Origin of the sequence: Psychromarinibacter sediminicola (assembly GCF_029168335.1) — a bacterium.
Classification (GTDB): Bacteria; Pseudomonadota; Alphaproteobacteria; order Rhodobacterales; family Rhodobacteraceae; genus Psychromarinibacter; species Psychromarinibacter sediminicola.
Map to the genome: position 1 here is coordinate 1 of NZ_JARGYC010000094.1, position 14,920 is coordinate 14,920.

The window sequence follows — 14,920 nt, forward strand, 5'->3', positions numbered from 1 at the left end:
CGCGGCGACTATGATCGCCGCCCAGTGAACGAGCGACACCAGCTATGAAGAAGCAGGTGGACGCCAGTTCCTACACCATTTCCCGGGGCACTACCAGCAGATGGGCGCGGAGCGGCTGGAGGTGCTGTTCGCCGAGACGCTGAGGCGCGGCGAAGCAGGCGCGGGCTCGGTACTGCGACAGGTCGGTCATGATATTAGCCACAAGGTGATTATCAACTTATTGATGCCACAACCGGAGGGGCCTGTCTAGGGGGTTTTCGGTGGGCTCGCTTGTCCAGTTTGCGTTGGCTCAAGCGCTCAGTCCGGGGCAGGGAGTTCGATTCCGCGCGCTGTGGAGGCTGTGTCGGAGAACTTTTGCGTTGACATCACAGGTAATACCCTGAAATCGCTAAATAATAAGGGTTCTGTGGAGCTGTGGAGCACCTTTCTCCATAGAGACTCAGCAAAGAGAGAAGAGAGGGGCAAAGTCAACGAAAAGGAGAATATCAGCCCTTCGCAGAGCCCCGACCGGCTACAATGGGAACCTCCTGCTCCACACCTCCACAGAGCCCCTGAAAACGGGTAGGAAATCAATAGCTTAGCCTGTGCAACACCGTGCAGAGCCCTGCTGCACACCTGGCCCCGATCTCAGGCAACACGAAAAGGAATTAGCCGCATGATCGCTTCTCCACTTCAGGTTGCGTGGCCGCACGACCGCTTTTCCTTGGTGTAACTCCCCTTTATACGCCAGAAAGTTACACCAAAAGGGCGCTCAGACGCTCCGCGCGTCAGGCCCCGCCGCTTCGAGTCCCTGCCCAAGCTGAAACGCCCGACCGCAGAAACGGCCGGGCGCTAGAAGGCTCACATTGTAGTGGAGGTACGGCGGAAACGACTCAGTCGGCTGAGTTATCGCCGGCGGGGGCCTCAACCCATTCTTCCGCCAGGGCGTGGGAGCCTTCGCGGTAGTAGACGGTCTGCGCGTTCCGTTCTTTGAACCGCCGTGTCTTCGTTTCACTGCGCTCCCAGCCTTTGAGCGCACCCAGGGCCTCTCCGTAGGTCCGCAAGTCGGCGTTACGGTAGGCCCGCAGGCTCGGGCTGTCGCTGAGCGCCTCGTACGCCTGCTTTGGGGTCACGACGTTCCGCACCATCATCCGCTCGTCGTCCGGGTCCAAGGGCATCCCTTGCTCGTCTACGAGCACGTTCTCGGCCTCATGGGGCGTGTCGAGCCAGGACTGTATCTCGTCGGCGATGATCTCCTTGGCCGTGCGGCGCCGGGCCTTGTCGGTGATGTCGGCGTGGTAGTCGAGCGCCTCGTCGCTGCGGAGATCGAGGAACAGGTCGCCCTCGGGCTGCGCCTTCCGCATCTTGAGGTATTCGTCGTATGCCTCGCCCCACAGCATGGGCAAGTTCTCGATCAGCCGGTCGCGGTCGATCCGGTTGCGCCGGTCGTGCTCGTCCGGCCAGATATTGAAGCGCCGGGCGCCGGTGGGGTCGTGCAGAATCTCGCCCTCGTTCGCGGTGCCCACGAGGATGAACTGCCGCGGGAATTGGTCCACACGGCGAGCGTAGGCCAGCCGGTATTCGTCGACCCGCTTTGTGATGAAGTCCTTCGCCGTCTCGTTGGTGTTCGCGTTGACGTGCTTCATCTCGCCCATCTCGCAGATGAGCTTGCCCTGGGTCGCCTCGATCATGCGGCCGAGATCGTCAAAGCTCATCGGCAGGCTGCCGAAGAACCGCTCGTGCGCCAGAACTTCCCAGAAGGTCGACTTGCCGCCGCCCTGGGCGCCCTGGATAATCGTCACGAGGTCGAACTTGTGCCCCGGCTCGAAGACCCGCGCCACGAGCCCGAGCATGAGCGCCCAGGAGGATTCGCGGAAGTAGGCGTTGTCCTCGCAGCCGAGGTAGTCCTGCGGCAGCCGCCAGATCGCACCCTTCGTCGGGCGCCCGGCCGCGACGTAGGCTTCGCGGTACTCCTTGAAGAGGTCCTTGACCGGATGGAACTTCTGTTTCCCCCCGGCCGTCAGGACGGCACTCTCGATCTTTGATCGAGGGAAGTCGACCCCGTAGCCGTGACGCTCCTGCGGCACTGAGCACAGCCGCTCGATGGAAATGTCGTCGGCGTCTTGCCAACGTCGCCCGTACTCCCGGTCTCTCTTCTCGACCGGCGGCGAGGCGAGGTGAGTCCCCTTCGACCGGATGGGCTTGAGGCAGACCGGCTCGCGTGTGAATTCGTTATAGGCGATGCACGGCGCGATCCGGGCGTCGTTCTCGCAGATTATCGCGGCGTTGTCGGCGGATGGCTCAACGTCGCCGTTGGCCTTGAGGTGGAGCTTCTGTTTCCAGGCTTCTCGGTCCTCTTTGGCGCCCTTCTTAGGCTCGGCGTCCTCGTCCTCGTCGTCCAGGTCGTCGAAGTCGTCGGCGCCCACGCCGCCGTCGTCCTCCTCGGGCTCGTCATCCTCGTCGCCGAAGTCGAGGAAGTCGTCGAGGTCGACCGCCCCGCGGTCTGGCTCCGGTTTCGGCTTCGGTGCCGGCGCCGGCGGCTCGTCGATTCGCGCGGAAGCTGACATCGTCGATGGCGTCCATCGACTCCTCGACCGTTTCCAGCAGCCCTGAGCCGAGGATGCGCCCGATGGCGTGCCCCTCGTCCATCTTGACGTGGCGCTTGAGCGGGACCACGACGCGGAGCCGCGGCGCGGCCGCGGTGTGCGAGCGCGTCGAGGAGACCAGGCAGGTATAGGTCTGGGTCAGCCAGGAGTGCCCGCCGAGGATGTAGTCGGCTTGCTCCGGCTCCAGATCGTCCACGTCGAGGCAGATGATCGAGACGAATTGCTGGAGGTCCTTCTTCCGGCGGCCCTCCTCGAACCAACCCTGGCAGAAATAGCCCGCCTCGGCCTTCCGCCGGTTCTGTTCGTCCCGCGCCTTCTTGTCGCCTTCCTTGGCCCGCTTCGTCAGCGCGTTCCACCTCGCGATGCTGATGCCATCGCGGTATATCTTCTGCATCCGACGCCCGAACTGGCGCCAGGTGACCGTTTCGTTCTTGACGCGGCCGAGGTTCGAGCCTGCGCCTGTCGCGATCTTAATCTCGAAGAGGTCGTCAGCCATACCGCTCCCCGGTGTTGGCGACCGGGAAGCCGATCAGTATTCGTTGAAGAGGAACGCCAGGAGGTCGACAGGGGCCAGCGGCTTTTCGGGGTATCTGTCCTCCTCGAAGATATCGTCGAGCTGAAGATCTTCAGAGAGAGCGATCAGCTTTTTCGACACCTCGACCGAAATCCAGTCCTTGCGGAGGCAGCGGTAGATCGTCTCGTTCACGAAGCCCAGATCGCGCGCGATCCGCGGCACGTCGAAGACGAGATTTGGCGTCCGGTGCTGCGGAAAGTGCAGGCACAGCAGATCGTGCAATTCACCGCCCTGATAGGGGCGCCGTACGTTCGTAGATTTGACTTTGACCATGATCTGGCTCCTCGTTCTTGGGCTCGATTGCTCAACAGGGAGTAGCACCTCATCACCCTTATGGGAAGTATCCTCTTTTAGTTGATCATGCTAGCCTGGCAGTGTAAGCGTGTCTCGTTTGCGCCGATTCCGTCACAAACTACGAGCCGAGGAGCATCTTGGCTTAAGAGCAACAGGTGAAGCGGCTAATCGAGGTGCCGGAAGCCATTGAAATCCGGAGGCTTAATTCTGGATTCGATCCAGGCCGGGAGGGGGCTCACGTCGCGCCTCGTACTGTTCCAGCAGTTCAACGCTCTACCGCGCCGGCGTGGGCAGAAGGCAGAGCGGTTTTTTTTCTCCGCTATGCCCTGGCCCTGCGCCAGGGCACCTCGAACGAGGAAATGGTTAGCTCGGTCGGCTTGAGAGAGGTCATTCAGGCCGAATCACGGAGGGAATTTGATGGCATTTTGCGACTCAGCATGACATCGCCGCTTGAGCTCGAACAAGAGCAACGCCTCCCCGAAAGGATTGGCCTGTCGGGCACCACGAGCTGTGATGGCACCCGCTTGCGTGTCTAGCATACGCACATTCCGATTAGGGTACTGCTCGTTTTGCCCGTAGAAAACATTCCAAGGCTGTAGACGACTATCCCCAGTCTGTTGATTAATTAATAAATAGGTGATAGGCGCTCCCCTCAACACAGATTGGAGTAGCACTGCGCGACGGCGCTGAAGGGGGAGTGAGATGGAAATGAAAGAGCGTGACGGCTTCCCCGAAAGGCTTGACCGAGCCATGGACGCCCATCCACTGGCCCCGGAGGGTCAGCATGGTCGCCTTACCTGGTTGAAGCGGCAGCTCGCGGAGGCAGGGCTGAATGTATCCCTGAATACGGTGCACAAGTGGGCGACCGGCCAATCCCGACCGCGCCGCGACAAGCTCCAGGCCATCGCGCGAGTGCTGCAAGCCGACGAGGTTTGGCTCGATCTCGGCCGCCAGTCGGTTTCGACACCACGCGAAGTGGCCGAAGAGGCCCTGCGCGCGTCTGGGGCAACGCTCCTGGTCGCGGGCCTCACCGAGGTGAACGGCGGGCACATCGCTTTCCCCAGCCCCGACGACACCATAGCGCAGCAACGGAACGTGCATCTCTACGCCATCATCGGCGCTCGGATGCTGCCGATTACTGTAGCTTTGGGGCAGATCGTCGACGGCAAGCTCGTCTTCAAGGTGCCCGAGCCCTGCGGCGACCGGGTCATCGGTGTGACGACGGACGTGCCCGGCGCGACGTTTCCGTTCCTCTACGATCTGACCGACATGCCGCGGAAGCCTGTCGAGGACCACGGGGAGATCGTTCTCAAGGTCTCCGGCCAGGGGGAGGTGACTTCGGTCGTCGACGAGGAGAGGGCGCGAAAGCCGCTGAATGCAACGCACCAGTTCCTTGCGTGATGCCTCACGCTCCGCGGAAAGCGCAGATCGACAATGAAGGCCCCGGTTCGGGCCGGGGCTCTTCGATTCTTGTGCCATCCACGCCGCGCGACATCTAGTTTCCGCGGCCCCAACGCGGAATCCCATGGAGTGTTCGGTTCCACATTTAGCGAGATTCGCCTGTTTCGTGGTAATATTTTGTGGTAACTAGGCAGAAAATCACCCCAAACCGCAGTATAATAGTAGAAGTTGATTCCGCCCCCGGGCACCACTTAATCCCCAAAATATCAGATGCTTAGGCTGCTATTTAGGCAGGCGGCAGTGTGACAAGCCGGGGGCGAAGCGCCGCCGCAAGCCCTAGGTTCCGGTATCTCCCTTCATCGCACCTCCCCCGTCCTGGCCAGGATCCCGGGCGGCAAAGCGGCGCGGCGTTTGCCTTTGCCGGGCGCGGGCGGTTAACACGAGCGGGCAGCACGCGCGCAAAGGAGGACGCTCATGCACCGCCGCCCCCTCGGCAATACCGGCCTGTCCGTCACCCCGATCTGCTTCGGCGCCTCGGGGCTGGGCGACATGCCCGACACCTACGGCTACGCGGTGGACGAGGACCGCGCCCGCGCCACGCTGCGGGCGATCTTCGACAGTCCGGTGAACTGCCTGGACACCGCGCGCATCTATGGCTTCGGCCGCAGCGAGGCGCGCATCGGCGATGCCATTCGCGAGCGGGGCGGGTTGCCCGAGGGCTTCGTGATCTCGTCCAAGGTCGACCGGGATTTCGAGACCGGCCGCTTCGACGCCGCCCGGGTGCGGCAATCGGCGGAGCAGAGCCTGGAGGCGCTGGGGCTCGACACGATCCCGCTATTGCACCTGCACGATCCCGAGCATGCGCGCGACCTGCAGGAGATCACGGCGGAGGGCGGCGCGCTGGACGAGCTGTTCAAGCTGAAGGCGGAAGGCATCACGCAGGCGGTGGGGCTGGCGATGGGGCGGCTCGACATCATGGAGCCGCTGCTGCGCGAGCGGCCGTTCGACGCGCTGATCAGCCACAACCGCTTCACGCTGATGAACCGCGCGGCGGACGCGCTGTTTTCCTATGCGCAGGAGGCGGGGATCGCGGTGCTGAACGCCGCGCCCTATGCCGGCGGCGTGCTGGCGAAGGGCACGGCCGAGATGCCGCGCGTGACCTACCAGGAGGCGGACGAAGCGGCGCTGGCGCCGGCGAAGCGGATCGAGGCGGTCTGTGCCGGGCACGGCGTGTCGCCGGGCGCGGCGGCGCTGCAATTCTCGATGAACGATCCGCGGGTTCTGTCGACTGTCATCGGCGTGACGAAACCGGAGCGAGTGGCGCAGACGCTCGACTGGGCGCGTGCCGCCATCCCGCCCGCCGTGGCGGCGGAGCTGGCGGCGCTGCCCTACGAGACGGGCGATCCGGAGGCGAACCGGGTGTATCGCCCGGGCTGAGACGTCAGGTCTTCAGCCAGGCGGCGAAGGCATCGCCGTAGTCGGGGTGCCAGCGCGACAGGGGCGGGCGGTTCTCGGCGATGTCGCCGGCGGCCCAGAGGATGCGTTTGGCATCGGTGGCGCGGTCCACGTCGTTGTCGGGGCAGAGGATGTAGAAATCGTCGCGCGCCAGCGCCTGCAGCAGAAAGTCGACGACCTGCTCCGGCGTCCAGGCGCCCTCGGGCTTCTCGGTCCGGCCACGCGCCGTCAAAGGCGTGAAGACCCAGCCGGGGATGAACAGCCGCGCCTCGGTGCGGCAGCCGTCCATGTTGCGCAGCTCGTGCTGCAGCGCCTCGGTGAACGCCTTCACGCCGGCCTTCGAGACGTTGTAGGCCGGATCTCCCGGCGGCGTGGTGATCCCCTGCTTGGAGCCGGTATTGACGATCAGCCCGGGCCGCCCGGAGGCCGCCATGTCGGGGCCGAAGATCTGGCTGCCGCGGATGATCCCCCACATGTTGGTGTCGACGATCGCCTGCCAGTTGGCCTCGGCATCGAAGATCGAGCTGCCCGGCTGGGTGCCCGCGTTGTTCATCAGAAGGTCGACGGGGCCGAGCTCGGTCTCGACCCGGTCCTTGAGCGCATGGAGGTCGTCGGGGACCGAGACATCCGCGGCCACGGCCAGCGCCGCGCCGGTGGCCTCGGCCGCGTCGTCGAGAGTGGGACCGGCCAGGTCGGCGATGCAGACGCGCATGCCCAGCTCGGCCAGCCGCCGCGCGGCCTCGCGCCCGATTCCCGATGCGCCGCCGGTGACGACGGCGACGTTGTCCTTGCGGATGGCCTCGTGCATGTCCTCGCTCCCTGTCGTGCCTCGCGCGCCGCGGCAGGATGGCACGGGGCGCGGGCGGGGGCCAGTGGGACGCCCCGCCGCATGTCAGCGACGCCGGGCCATCCAGACCCCGGTGGCGAGCGCGCCCACCAGCAGGATCAGCGCGACCGGATGCGCCGTCAGCGCGCGCGGGTCGCCGTCGAGGATGGTCAGGGCCTGGCTGAGCGAGGTCTCGAAGCGGCGGCCGAGAAAGAAGGTGATGAGCAGGACGATCACCGGGATGCCGACGGCCGTGAGCGTGAGCGACACCGCGGCGGCGATCAGCATGATGGACACGCCGAACAGCCCGCCGGAGGACAGGTAGACCCCGGCGATGCAGAAGATCAGCGCCGCGGGGAAGATGAACGAGGCCGGCGCCTTGACCGCCGCGCTCCAGGCGCGGAGCGAGAGCTGGCCGACGATCAGGTTACACAGGTTGGCCATCAGCATGGCGCCGAAGATGCCGTAGACCAGCTCCGGCTGGGTGCGGAACATCAGGGGCCCCGGCTGGATGCCGTGGATCACGAAGGCCGAGATCAGCAGCGCGGCCGAGACCGAGCCGGGAATGCCGATGCCCAGAAGCGGGATCAGGTTGGCGCCCATGACCGCGGAATTGGCGCTTTCCGTGGCGGCGATGCCGCGGAGGTTGCCCTCGCCGAAGGGCACGCCGCCGGGGTCGCCGCGCTTTGCGCTGGCATAGGACATGAAGGCCGCGGCGGTGGAGCCGAGGCCGGGCAGGGCGCCCAGCCCGGTGCCGATCAACGCTCCGCGCAGCATGGTCCAGCGGCAGCCCCAGTATTCCCGCCATGACACGCCGCGGGCGCCGGGCTCCTCCGACTGCGGCACGGCGGCGGGCTGCGGGCGGCCGTCATGCTCGGCCATCCGGCGGACGATCTCGGCCACCGCCAGCATCCCCACGGCGACGGCGACGAGGTTGACGCCGTCGTAGAGCTGGAAATAGCCGAAGTCGAAACGCGGGGTGGCCTGCTCGGGATCGAGCTGGACCGTGGCCAGCAGGAGGCCCAGCAGCGCGGCGATCAGCCCCTTGATCAGGGAATCGCCCACCAGACCCGCGATCACCGCGAAGGCGAAGATCATCAGGGCGCAGACCTCGACCGGCCCCAGCTTCAGCGCGATCACGGCGATGGGGGCAGAGGCGAGGATCAGCACCATGTCGGAAAAGGCGTCGCCGGTGACCGAGGAATAAAGCGCCATCTTGGTGGCCTTCAAGGGCTTGCCCTTGGCCGCCAGCGGATGGCCGTCGAAGGTGGTCGCCGCGGCGTCCGGCGTGCCGGGCGTGTTGATGAGCACCGCGGGGATCGCCCCGCCGAACAGCCCGCCCTTCATGATCCCCACGAGGAAGGACACGGCCGGCAGCGTGTCGAGCGTGAAGGTGAAGGGAATGGCGATGGCCATGGCCATGACCGGCCCGATGCCGGGGATCGCGCCCACCAGCTGGCCCATCGCGACGCCGGCGACGACGAACAGCAGGTTGAACAGGGTGAAGGCGTCGGCAAAGCCGGCAAGGACGGAGTCGAGGGGCGGCATCAGGCGCTCACGGCAGGCTGCGGCCGAGAAGCTCGACGACGGCGAGCCAGATCGCGCCCGGCACGCCGATGACGGTCGCCGCGATCCATAAGGGGCGGCGTTCGCGCAGGATGGCGACCAGCGCCGCCGCCAGCACCGGCGCGACCCAGAGGAAGCCCCAGCGCGCCATCGCCCAGACCGCGACGGCGGCGATGACCAGAAGCCCCGCCGCCTTGAGGTGCGCGCGCGGACGCAGGTCGGTGAGGCCGGCCGGGACCACCGCCAGAAGCGCACCGCCGATCCCCAGCCCGGCGGCACAGATCAGCGGCAGCGTGCGCGGCCGCATCCAGCCGGTGCCCGAGGCGTCCACCTGCCACGGGATGATCCAGACCCACAGAACCGCCGCGAAGGCCAGCACCGCAAACCCGGCGCCGCGCGTCAGGGCGCGGTCGCCGGGGCCGGGCGCCTGCCTACTGCCCGAAGAGGCTTCCGACATTCTTCAGGCCGTCCTCCATCATCGCCTTGGTCTCGGCTGGCCCCATATCGGCGGGCTCGGTATGCATCGTCTTCTCGATGGCGTCGCGGACGGCGTCCGATTGCAGCGCATTGTTCAGCGCCTCGGACAGCGCCGTGTGCGTCTCCTCCGGCAGCCCGTCGGGCGCGGCGATGTAGAACCACGGGTCGACATAGATGTCATAGCCCGCCTCGCGCACCGTGCCGGTGTCGGGGGCATAGCTGTGGCGGCTGGCATTGGCCGAGGCGATCATCTTCAGCTCGCCCGACTCGAGATAGGGGATATGCGCGCCGGCGTTGAACGCCGCGTCCACGTGCCCGCCCAGCAGGTTCTGCAGCGCCTCGGCCGAGCTTTCGGTGGTGACCATCTTGAAGCCCGCCTCGGACTGCGCGTTGACGACGCCCATCAGCAGTTCCTGCGGCTTGGCGTCGAACGCCACCAGCGCGCCGCCCTTCTCCTTGGAATACTCGATCAGCCCGGCGAGGTCGTCATAGGGCGCATCCGCCGGCGCCACGAGCGCGAGCTGCGCCAGCGCCACGGTGCCGATATAGTCGAAGCTGTCGAGGTCGAAGGGCACCTCGTCGGGCCGGATGGTGAGGTTGACGAGCACCGGCATCGTCACGCCCATGCCCAGCGTCTGGCCGTCGGCCGGGTAGGCCGCGAGCTGGGTGAACATCGCCATGCCGCCGCCGCCCGGCTTGTTCTCGACCACGATGTCCCAGCCGGTCGCGTCGGACATCTCCTGCGCGACGAGGCGGCCGAGCGTATCGGTCTCGCCGCCCGCGCCGAAGCCGATCCAGAGATTGATGGGCCCCGAGGGCGACCAGTCCGCCAGCGCAGTGCCGGCGCTGAAGGCGAGGGCGCCAAGGCCCAGTAGCAGCTTTTTCATGAGGTTCCTCCCTGTTGTGTCCGGTTGGTTCGGATTCGGTGCGGCGCCAGCGCGTCGGCCGGGACGCCCGCGATCTCCGGCGCGGCGCCGGGATGCAGGATGCTGTCGGCGGCGAAACGGGCCAGCGCGGGCGCGGTCTGCACCCCGTAGCCGCCCTGCGCGGCCAGCCAGAAGTAGCCCCGCGCGCCGTCGTCGAAGCCGACCACCGGCGCCCGGTCGGCGACGAAGCTGCGCAGGCCGGCCCAGCTGGCGCGGATGTGGCGCACCTCGACGGCGAAGGCGGTCTGCACGCGGTCGATGGCGTGGGCGATGTCCAGCTCCTCGGGGCGCACGTCGCCGGGGACGGCCGGGGTCTCGTCGGCGGGCGAGGCGAGCAGGCGGCCGGCCTCGGGCTTCATGTAGAACGCCTCGTCGGCGTCGACGGTCATCGGAAAGCCGGCCAGGTCCACGCCCTCGGGGGCGTCGAACGTGGCGGCGGAGCGGCGCAGCGGCATCAGTCCGATCCGCGCGACACCTGCCATGTCGGCGACGCGGTCGGCCCAAGCGCCGGCGGCGTTCACCAGGATCGGCGCCGCGACGGGGCCGCCGGGCGTGTCGCAGAGCCATTCGCCGTTGACCCGGGCGATGCGCTGGACGCCGGCGCAGGTCCGGACCGTTCCGCCCGCCGCGGTGAGCTGCCGCTGCCAGCCCTGCATCAGCGCGTGGACGTCGATATCGGCGGCGTCCGGGTTTTCGAAACCCGCGGCGGCATAGCCGGGGCGCAGAAGCGGGATGCGTTCGGCCACCGCGTCGGCGTCGAGCCAGCGCAGCGCGGTATCGGCCGCCATGTCGCGGAAGGCGGCTTCGAGTTGCGGGCGCTGGTCGGCCCGGGCGATGCGGACCAGGCCGCGGGGCGAGAGCAGCGGCGCGGCGGCGAAGCCCTCGGGCGGCGTGTCGAAGAACGGCAGCGATGCGGCGGTCAGCGCCCGGATCAGGCCGTTGCCGTAATTCTGCGCAAGGATCGCGGCGGAGCGTCCCGTGGCGTGGTAGCCCGGCTGATCCTCGGCCTCCAGCACCGCGACGCGGGCCGAGCCGGCAAGCGCCGCCGCCGCGGAGAGCCCCGCGACGCCGGCGCCGATCACGAGAATGTCGAACCGGTCCGCCATGCCGGCAGGTTAGCCGCGTTTTTCCGATCGGAAAAGACCCCTGTTCGGGTCCGCGCCGCGCGGCTTGCCGTGGACCCCGGCGGCGGGCGCGCGTAACCTCGGGGTCATGAACGTGACGAAGGACACCGACCTGCCGCGGGACGCACAGGACAGCCGGGCCCGCCTGGCCGCACGGGCCCGGCATCTGCGCCAGGTGCGCGGGCTGACGCTGCAGCAGGTGGCGGACCGGGCCTCGCTGGCCGTGTCGACGGTGTCGAAGATCGAGCGCGGGCTGATGGCACCGACCTTCGACCGGTTCGCCAAGCTGGCCGAGGGGCTTGGCGTCGACGTGGCGGAGCTGTTCTCGGACCGCGGTTCGGCCTTCGCCGATGGCGAGTTCGCGATCTGCCGCAAGGGCGGGCACGGGTTTCTCGCGACCGAGAACTACACCTACGAGATGCTGTTTCCCGAGGTGCGGGGCAAGGCGATGGTGCCGATGCTGGGCACGCTGAAACCGCTGGAGGAGATGCGGCTCGACCGGATGGTGCGGCACCCGGGCGAGGAGTTCCTGCACGTTCTCGAAGGCCGGGTCACGATCCGCGCCGAGGGGCGCGGGGACGTGGCGCTGGAGGCGGGCGAGAGCGTTTATTTCGATTCGAACCGCGGCCATCTCTACGCCTCGGCCGGGGAGACGCCGGCGCGGATTCTCGTCGTCTGCACCGGCATCGAGGGGTAGGGCATGGCGCACAAGAGCGGGTTTTGTGCGCCTCGGATCTGCGGCATCAATAAATCAGAGCGCGCCGCGTAACTGCGAAGGAAAGCGGCGCGCTCCAGGCACGGCGTCCGGCGGTCAGCCCGCCCGTTCGCCGTTGTATTCCGCGTCGGTCACGTGCTCTTCCCAGTCGATATGCTTGCCGTCCAGCGCCTCGTGCATGGCGAGGTGGCACATGAATGTGTCGGGCGCGGCGCCGTGCCAGTGGCGTTCGCCCGGCGGAATCCAGATCGTGTCGCCCGGACGGATGGTGACGATCTTCTCGCCCTCGGTCTGGAACAGGCCGCAGCCGGAGACGACGTGCAGCGTCTGGCCCAGCGGGTGGGTGTGCCAGGCGGTGCGGGCGCCGGGTTCGAAGGTGACCCAGGCGGCGCGGACGCGCGCGGGGTCCGGGGCATCGACGATGGGGTCCTGCCGGACACGGCCGGTGAAGTAATCGGCCGGGGGCGTGAGCGACGGGCGGGTGCCGGCGGGGGTGTGGTCCATGGGGGCCTCCTTGTTCTGTCACGGCTCAGCAGAACACGGGGAGGCGCCGCTGCCAATGGGCAAGCGGCGGTGGCGGCGCCGGACGGGCCGGCGCCGCGAAGGTCTTACATCCCCGGATAGATCGGGAAGCGGCCGCAGAGGTCGGTGACCTGCGCCTTCACCTTGTCCTCGACGGCGTGGTTGCCGTCCTCGCCGTTGGCCGACAGGCCGTCGACCACCTCGACGATCCAGTCGGCGATCTGGCGGAACTCCGGCTCGCCGAAGCCGCGGGTGGTGCCGGCGGGGGTGCCGAGGCGGATGCCGGAGGTCACGAAGGGCTTTTCCGGGTCGAACGGCACGCCGTTCTTGTTGCAGGTGATGCGGGCCCGGCCCAGCGCGGCCTCGGCGGCCTTGCCGGTGACGCCCTTGGGGCGCAGGTCGGCCAGCATCAGATGGTTGTCGGTGCCGCCCGAGACGATGTCGATGCCGCCCTTCTGCAGCTGGTCGGCCATGGCGCGGGCGTTCGAGACGACCTGCGCGGCGTAGCCCTGGAACTCCGGCCGCAGCGCCTCGGCGAAGGCGACGGCCTTGCCCGCGATGGCGTGCATCAGCGGCCCGCCCTGCAGGCCCGGGAAGACGGCGGAGTTCAGTTTCTTCGCGATGGCCTCGTCGTTCGACAGGATCAGGCCGCCGCGCGGGCCGCGGAGCGACTTGTGCGTCGTGGAGGTGACCACATGGGCGTGCGGCACCGGCGAGGGGTGTGCGCCGCCGGCGACCAGCCCGGCGATATGGGCCATGTCGACCATCAGCCAGGCGCCAACCTCGTCCGCGATCTCGCGGAAGGCGGCCCAGTCCCAGGTGCGGGAATAGGCGGTGCCGCCGGCGAGGATCAGCTTGGGCTTGTGCTCGCGCGCCTTGGCGCGGATGTCGTCCATGTCGAGCAGGTGATCGCCCTCGCGGACGCCGTAGGACACGACGTTGAACCACTTGCCCGACATGTTGACGGGCGAGCCGTGGGTCAGGTGGCCGCCGGAGTTCAGGTCGAGCCCCATGAAGGTGTCGCCGGGCTGCAAGAGCGCCAGGAACACCGCCTGGTTCATCTGCGAGCCGGAATTCGGCTGCACGTTGGCGAATCCGGCGCCGAACAGCTCCTTGGCGCGCTCGATGGCGAGGTTTTCGGCGATGTCCACGTACTGGCAGCCGCCGTAATAGCGCTTGCCGGGATAGCCTTCGGCATACTTGTTGGTCATCACCGAGCCCTGTGCTTCGAGCACGGCCTTGGAGACGATGTTTTCCGACGCGATCAGCTCGATCTCGTCCTGCTGGCGGCCGAGTTCCTTGCGGATGGCGCCGTACAGTTCGGGGTCGCGGGCGGACAGCGCTTCGGTAAAGAAGCCGGAATCGCGATGAGGCGCGTTCATATGGGCATACTCCGTTGCAGCTTGGATTGGGGGCCTCTTACAGCATCCGGGCGCCGGCTTTAACCCCTCAATGCGACACGCAGCGTGCCGCGGGCGGCTTTGGCTTGTGTTTTGGGCGCCGGGTTGCATTGTGGCGGCAGGAGGATGCGGATGACCAAGATCGCCTTCGTGGCCAGCGACGTGCAGGTGGCACGCGAGGCGCAGGAGATGCTCTCCGAGCGCTATGGCTGTGTGCCGATGGAAGAGGCGGAGGTGATCGTGGCGCTGGGCGGCGACGGGTTCATGCTGCAGACGCTGCACGGCACGATGCATCTGGACGCGCCGGTCTACGGGATGAACCGCGGTACGGTCGGGTTCCTGATGAACGGCTTCGCGGCGGACGGGCTCTTGGAGCGACTGGCCGCGGCGGAGGAGACGGTGATTCATCCGCTGCACATGCGCGCCGAGACGCCGGAGGGCGCGATGCAGGAGGCGCTTGCGATCAACGAGGTATCGCTGTTGCGGGCCGGTCCGCAGGCGGCGCGGCTGAGGATCACGGTGGACGGCAAGGTGCGGATGGAGGACCTGGTCTGCGACGGGGCGCTGGTGGCGACGCCCGCCGGCTCGACGGCCTACAACTATTCCGCGCACGGGCCGATCCTGCCGATCGGGTCGGACGTTCTGGCGCTGACCGCGATCGCGCCGTTCCGGCCGCGGCGCTGGCGCGGCGCATTGCTGCCGATGATGGCCGAGGTGCGGATCGACGTGCAGGAGCCCGGCAAGCGCCCCGTCATGGCGGATGCCGACAGCCGGTCGGTTCAGCGGGTGGTGGCGGTGGACATCCGGTCGGAGCCCAGCGTCCGGCATCGGCTGTTGTTCGATCCGGGCCACGGCCTGGAGGAACGCCTAATACGTGAGCAGTTCGTATGACGATCAGTGGCTACTTAGGCAAAACTTATTAAAATGAAAAGTAAACCATAGATTAAGAGCGTCGTATCCTTTAGCAGGCTGCTGAAGAAGTCGGGTTGGAAGGACGTTATTCCTGTCGCCGGGGCTGGAAGGCGGGTCGCTCGCAGATGCGAACGTCGGGTCCA

15 protein-coding genes are annotated in these 14,920 nt (G+C 67.3%); 5 read left to right on the forward strand and 10 right to left on the reverse strand.

The genetic code is table 11. From position 1 onward, the window contains the following. Positions 1-872: 872 nt before the first annotated feature. From P1J78_RS22085 to P1J78_RS22095, 3 genes are read right to left on the reverse strand one after another with little or no spacing between them, the layout of a single operon-like run. The gene (locus P1J78_RS22085) at positions 873-2,546 is read right to left on the reverse strand and encodes a VapE domain-containing protein (protein ID WP_275569551.1); all 1,674 of its coding nucleotides are present in this window, start codon (positions 2,544-2,546) and stop codon (positions 873-875) included. Then, positions 2,431-3,081, reverse strand: coding sequence for a hypothetical protein (locus P1J78_RS22090; RefSeq protein ID WP_275569552.1), 651 nt, complete (start codon positions 3,079-3,081; stop codon positions 2,431-2,433). Before P1J78_RS22090 ends, P1J78_RS22085 begins: the two co-directional genes overlap by 116 nt. A 33-nt stretch (positions 3,082-3,114) precedes the next feature. Next, complete coding sequence (locus P1J78_RS22095) at positions 3,115-3,432, reverse strand: hypothetical protein (protein WP_275569553.1); 318 nt, start codon at positions 3,430-3,432, stop codon at positions 3,115-3,117. Positions 3,433-3,608: 176 nt separating this feature from the next. Between P1J78_RS22095 and P1J78_RS22100 the strand changes: the two genes are divergently transcribed. The 3 genes from P1J78_RS22100 to P1J78_RS22110 all read left to right on the forward strand — a co-directional run bounded on the left by P1J78_RS22100 (position 3,609) and on the right by P1J78_RS22110 (position 6,291). Then, positions 3,609-3,989 carry a hypothetical protein gene (locus P1J78_RS22100; RefSeq protein WP_275569554.1) on the forward strand — a complete coding sequence of 127 codons (381 nt, stop codon included), beginning with the start codon at positions 3,609-3,611 and terminating at the stop codon, positions 3,987-3,989. Positions 3,990-4,155: 166 nt separating this feature from the next. Then, entirely contained in the window at positions 4,156-4,854 is a 699-nt protein-coding gene (locus P1J78_RS22105) for a hypothetical protein (RefSeq protein ID WP_275569555.1), read from the forward strand. 474 nt (positions 4,855-5,328) lie between these two features. Then, positions 5,329-6,291, forward strand: a complete 963-nt coding sequence (locus P1J78_RS22110) for an aldo/keto reductase (protein WP_275569556.1) — start codon at positions 5,329-5,331, stop codon at positions 6,289-6,291. A 4-nt stretch (positions 6,292-6,295) separates the two neighbouring features. On the opposite strand, the gene P1J78_RS22115 is transcribed toward P1J78_RS22110, so the two are convergent. The 5 genes from P1J78_RS22115 to P1J78_RS22135 form a co-directional block, all read right to left on the reverse strand. Continuing rightward, positions 6,296-7,117: an SDR family NAD(P)-dependent oxidoreductase gene (locus tag P1J78_RS22115; RefSeq protein ID WP_275569557.1), complete on the reverse strand. Its 822-nt coding sequence runs from the start codon at positions 7,115-7,117 to the stop codon at positions 6,296-6,298. Between the two features lie 84 nt (positions 7,118-7,201). Further along, entirely contained in the window at positions 7,202-8,683 is a 1,482-nt protein-coding gene (locus tag P1J78_RS22120) for a tripartite tricarboxylate transporter permease (RefSeq protein ID WP_275569558.1), read from the reverse strand. A 7-nt stretch (positions 8,684-8,690) separates the two neighbouring features. After that, positions 8,691-9,158 carry a tripartite tricarboxylate transporter TctB family protein gene (locus tag P1J78_RS22125; RefSeq protein WP_275569559.1) on the reverse strand — a complete coding sequence of 156 codons (468 nt, stop codon included), beginning with the start codon at positions 9,156-9,158 and terminating at the stop codon, positions 8,691-8,693. Further along, positions 9,133-10,065, reverse strand: a complete 933-nt coding sequence (locus P1J78_RS22130; protein ID WP_275569560.1) for a tripartite tricarboxylate transporter substrate binding protein — start codon at positions 10,063-10,065, stop codon at positions 9,133-9,135. Before P1J78_RS22130 ends, P1J78_RS22125 begins: the two co-directional genes overlap by 26 nt. After that, positions 10,062-11,210: an NAD(P)/FAD-dependent oxidoreductase gene (locus P1J78_RS22135; RefSeq protein WP_275569561.1), complete on the reverse strand. Its 1,149-nt coding sequence runs from the start codon at positions 11,208-11,210 to the stop codon at positions 10,062-10,064. Before P1J78_RS22135 ends, P1J78_RS22130 begins: the two co-directional genes overlap by 4 nt. Positions 11,211-11,316: 106 nt before the next feature. On the opposite strand from P1J78_RS22135, the gene P1J78_RS22140 reads away from it, so the two are divergent. Continuing rightward, on the forward strand, positions 11,317-11,925 hold the full coding sequence (locus P1J78_RS22140) for a helix-turn-helix domain-containing protein (protein ID WP_275569562.1): 609 nt from the start codon (positions 11,317-11,319) through the stop codon (positions 11,923-11,925). A gap of 114 nt (positions 11,926-12,039) precedes the next feature. On the opposite strand, the gene P1J78_RS22145 is transcribed toward P1J78_RS22140, so the two are convergent. Both P1J78_RS22145 and glyA read right to left on the reverse strand, forming a co-directional pair. Further along, the gene (locus tag P1J78_RS22145) at positions 12,040-12,447 is read right to left on the reverse strand and encodes a (R)-mandelonitrile lyase (RefSeq protein WP_275569563.1); all 408 of its coding nucleotides are present in this window, start codon (positions 12,445-12,447) and stop codon (positions 12,040-12,042) included. Between the two features lie 104 nt (positions 12,448-12,551). Then, a complete protein-coding gene (gene glyA, locus P1J78_RS22150; RefSeq protein ID WP_275569564.1) occupies positions 12,552-13,847 on the reverse strand; it encodes a serine hydroxymethyltransferase in 1,296 nt (431 codons plus the stop codon). A gap of 144 nt (positions 13,848-13,991) precedes the next feature. Between glyA and P1J78_RS22155 the strand changes: the two genes are divergently transcribed. Further along, positions 13,992-14,756 (forward strand): NAD kinase, encoded by a 765-nt coding sequence (locus P1J78_RS22155; protein WP_275569565.1) that lies wholly within the window; start codon positions 13,992-13,994, stop codon positions 14,754-14,756. Positions 14,757-14,920 lie beyond the last annotated feature (164 nt).

Coding starts and splice junctions, on each gene's coding strand:
- P1J78_RS22085 (WP_275569551.1), bottom strand. CDS start 2,546: ATGTCAGCTTCCGCGCGAATCGACGAGCCGCCGGCGCCGGCACCGAAG.
- P1J78_RS22090 (WP_275569552.1), bottom strand. CDS start 3,081: ATGGCTGACGACCTCTTCGAGATTAAGATCGCGACAGGCGCAGGCTCG.
- P1J78_RS22095 (WP_275569553.1), bottom strand. CDS start 3,432: ATGGTCAAAGTCAAATCTACGAACGTACGGCGCCCCTATCAGGGCGGT.
- P1J78_RS22105 (WP_275569555.1), top strand. CDS start 4,156: ATGGAAATGAAAGAGCGTGACGGCTTCCCCGAAAGGCTTGACCGAGCC.
- P1J78_RS22110 (WP_275569556.1), top strand. CDS start 5,329: ATGCACCGCCGCCCCCTCGGCAATACCGGCCTGTCCGTCACCCCGATC.
- P1J78_RS22115 (WP_275569557.1), bottom strand. CDS start 7,117: ATGCACGAGGCCATCCGCAAGGACAACGTCGCCGTCGTCACCGGCGGC.
- P1J78_RS22120 (WP_275569558.1), bottom strand. CDS start 8,683: ATGCCGCCCCTCGACTCCGTCCTTGCCGGCTTTGCCGACGCCTTCACC.
- P1J78_RS22125 (WP_275569559.1), bottom strand. CDS start 9,158: ATGTCGGAAGCCTCTTCGGGCAGTAGGCAGGCGCCCGGCCCCGGCGAC.
- P1J78_RS22130 (WP_275569560.1), bottom strand. CDS start 10,065: ATGAAAAAGCTGCTACTGGGCCTTGGCGCCCTCGCCTTCAGCGCCGGC.
- P1J78_RS22135 (WP_275569561.1), bottom strand. CDS start 11,210: ATGGCGGACCGGTTCGACATTCTCGTGATCGGCGCCGGCGTCGCGGGG.
- P1J78_RS22140 (WP_275569562.1), top strand. CDS start 11,317: ATGAACGTGACGAAGGACACCGACCTGCCGCGGGACGCACAGGACAGC.
- P1J78_RS22145 (WP_275569563.1), bottom strand. CDS start 12,447: ATGGACCACACCCCCGCCGGCACCCGCCCGTCGCTCACGCCCCCGGCC.
- glyA (WP_275569564.1), bottom strand. CDS start 13,847: ATGAACGCGCCTCATCGCGATTCCGGCTTCTTTACCGAAGCGCTGTCC.
- P1J78_RS22155 (WP_275569565.1), top strand. CDS start 13,992: ATGCGGATGACCAAGATCGCCTTCGTGGCCAGCGACGTGCAGGTGGCA.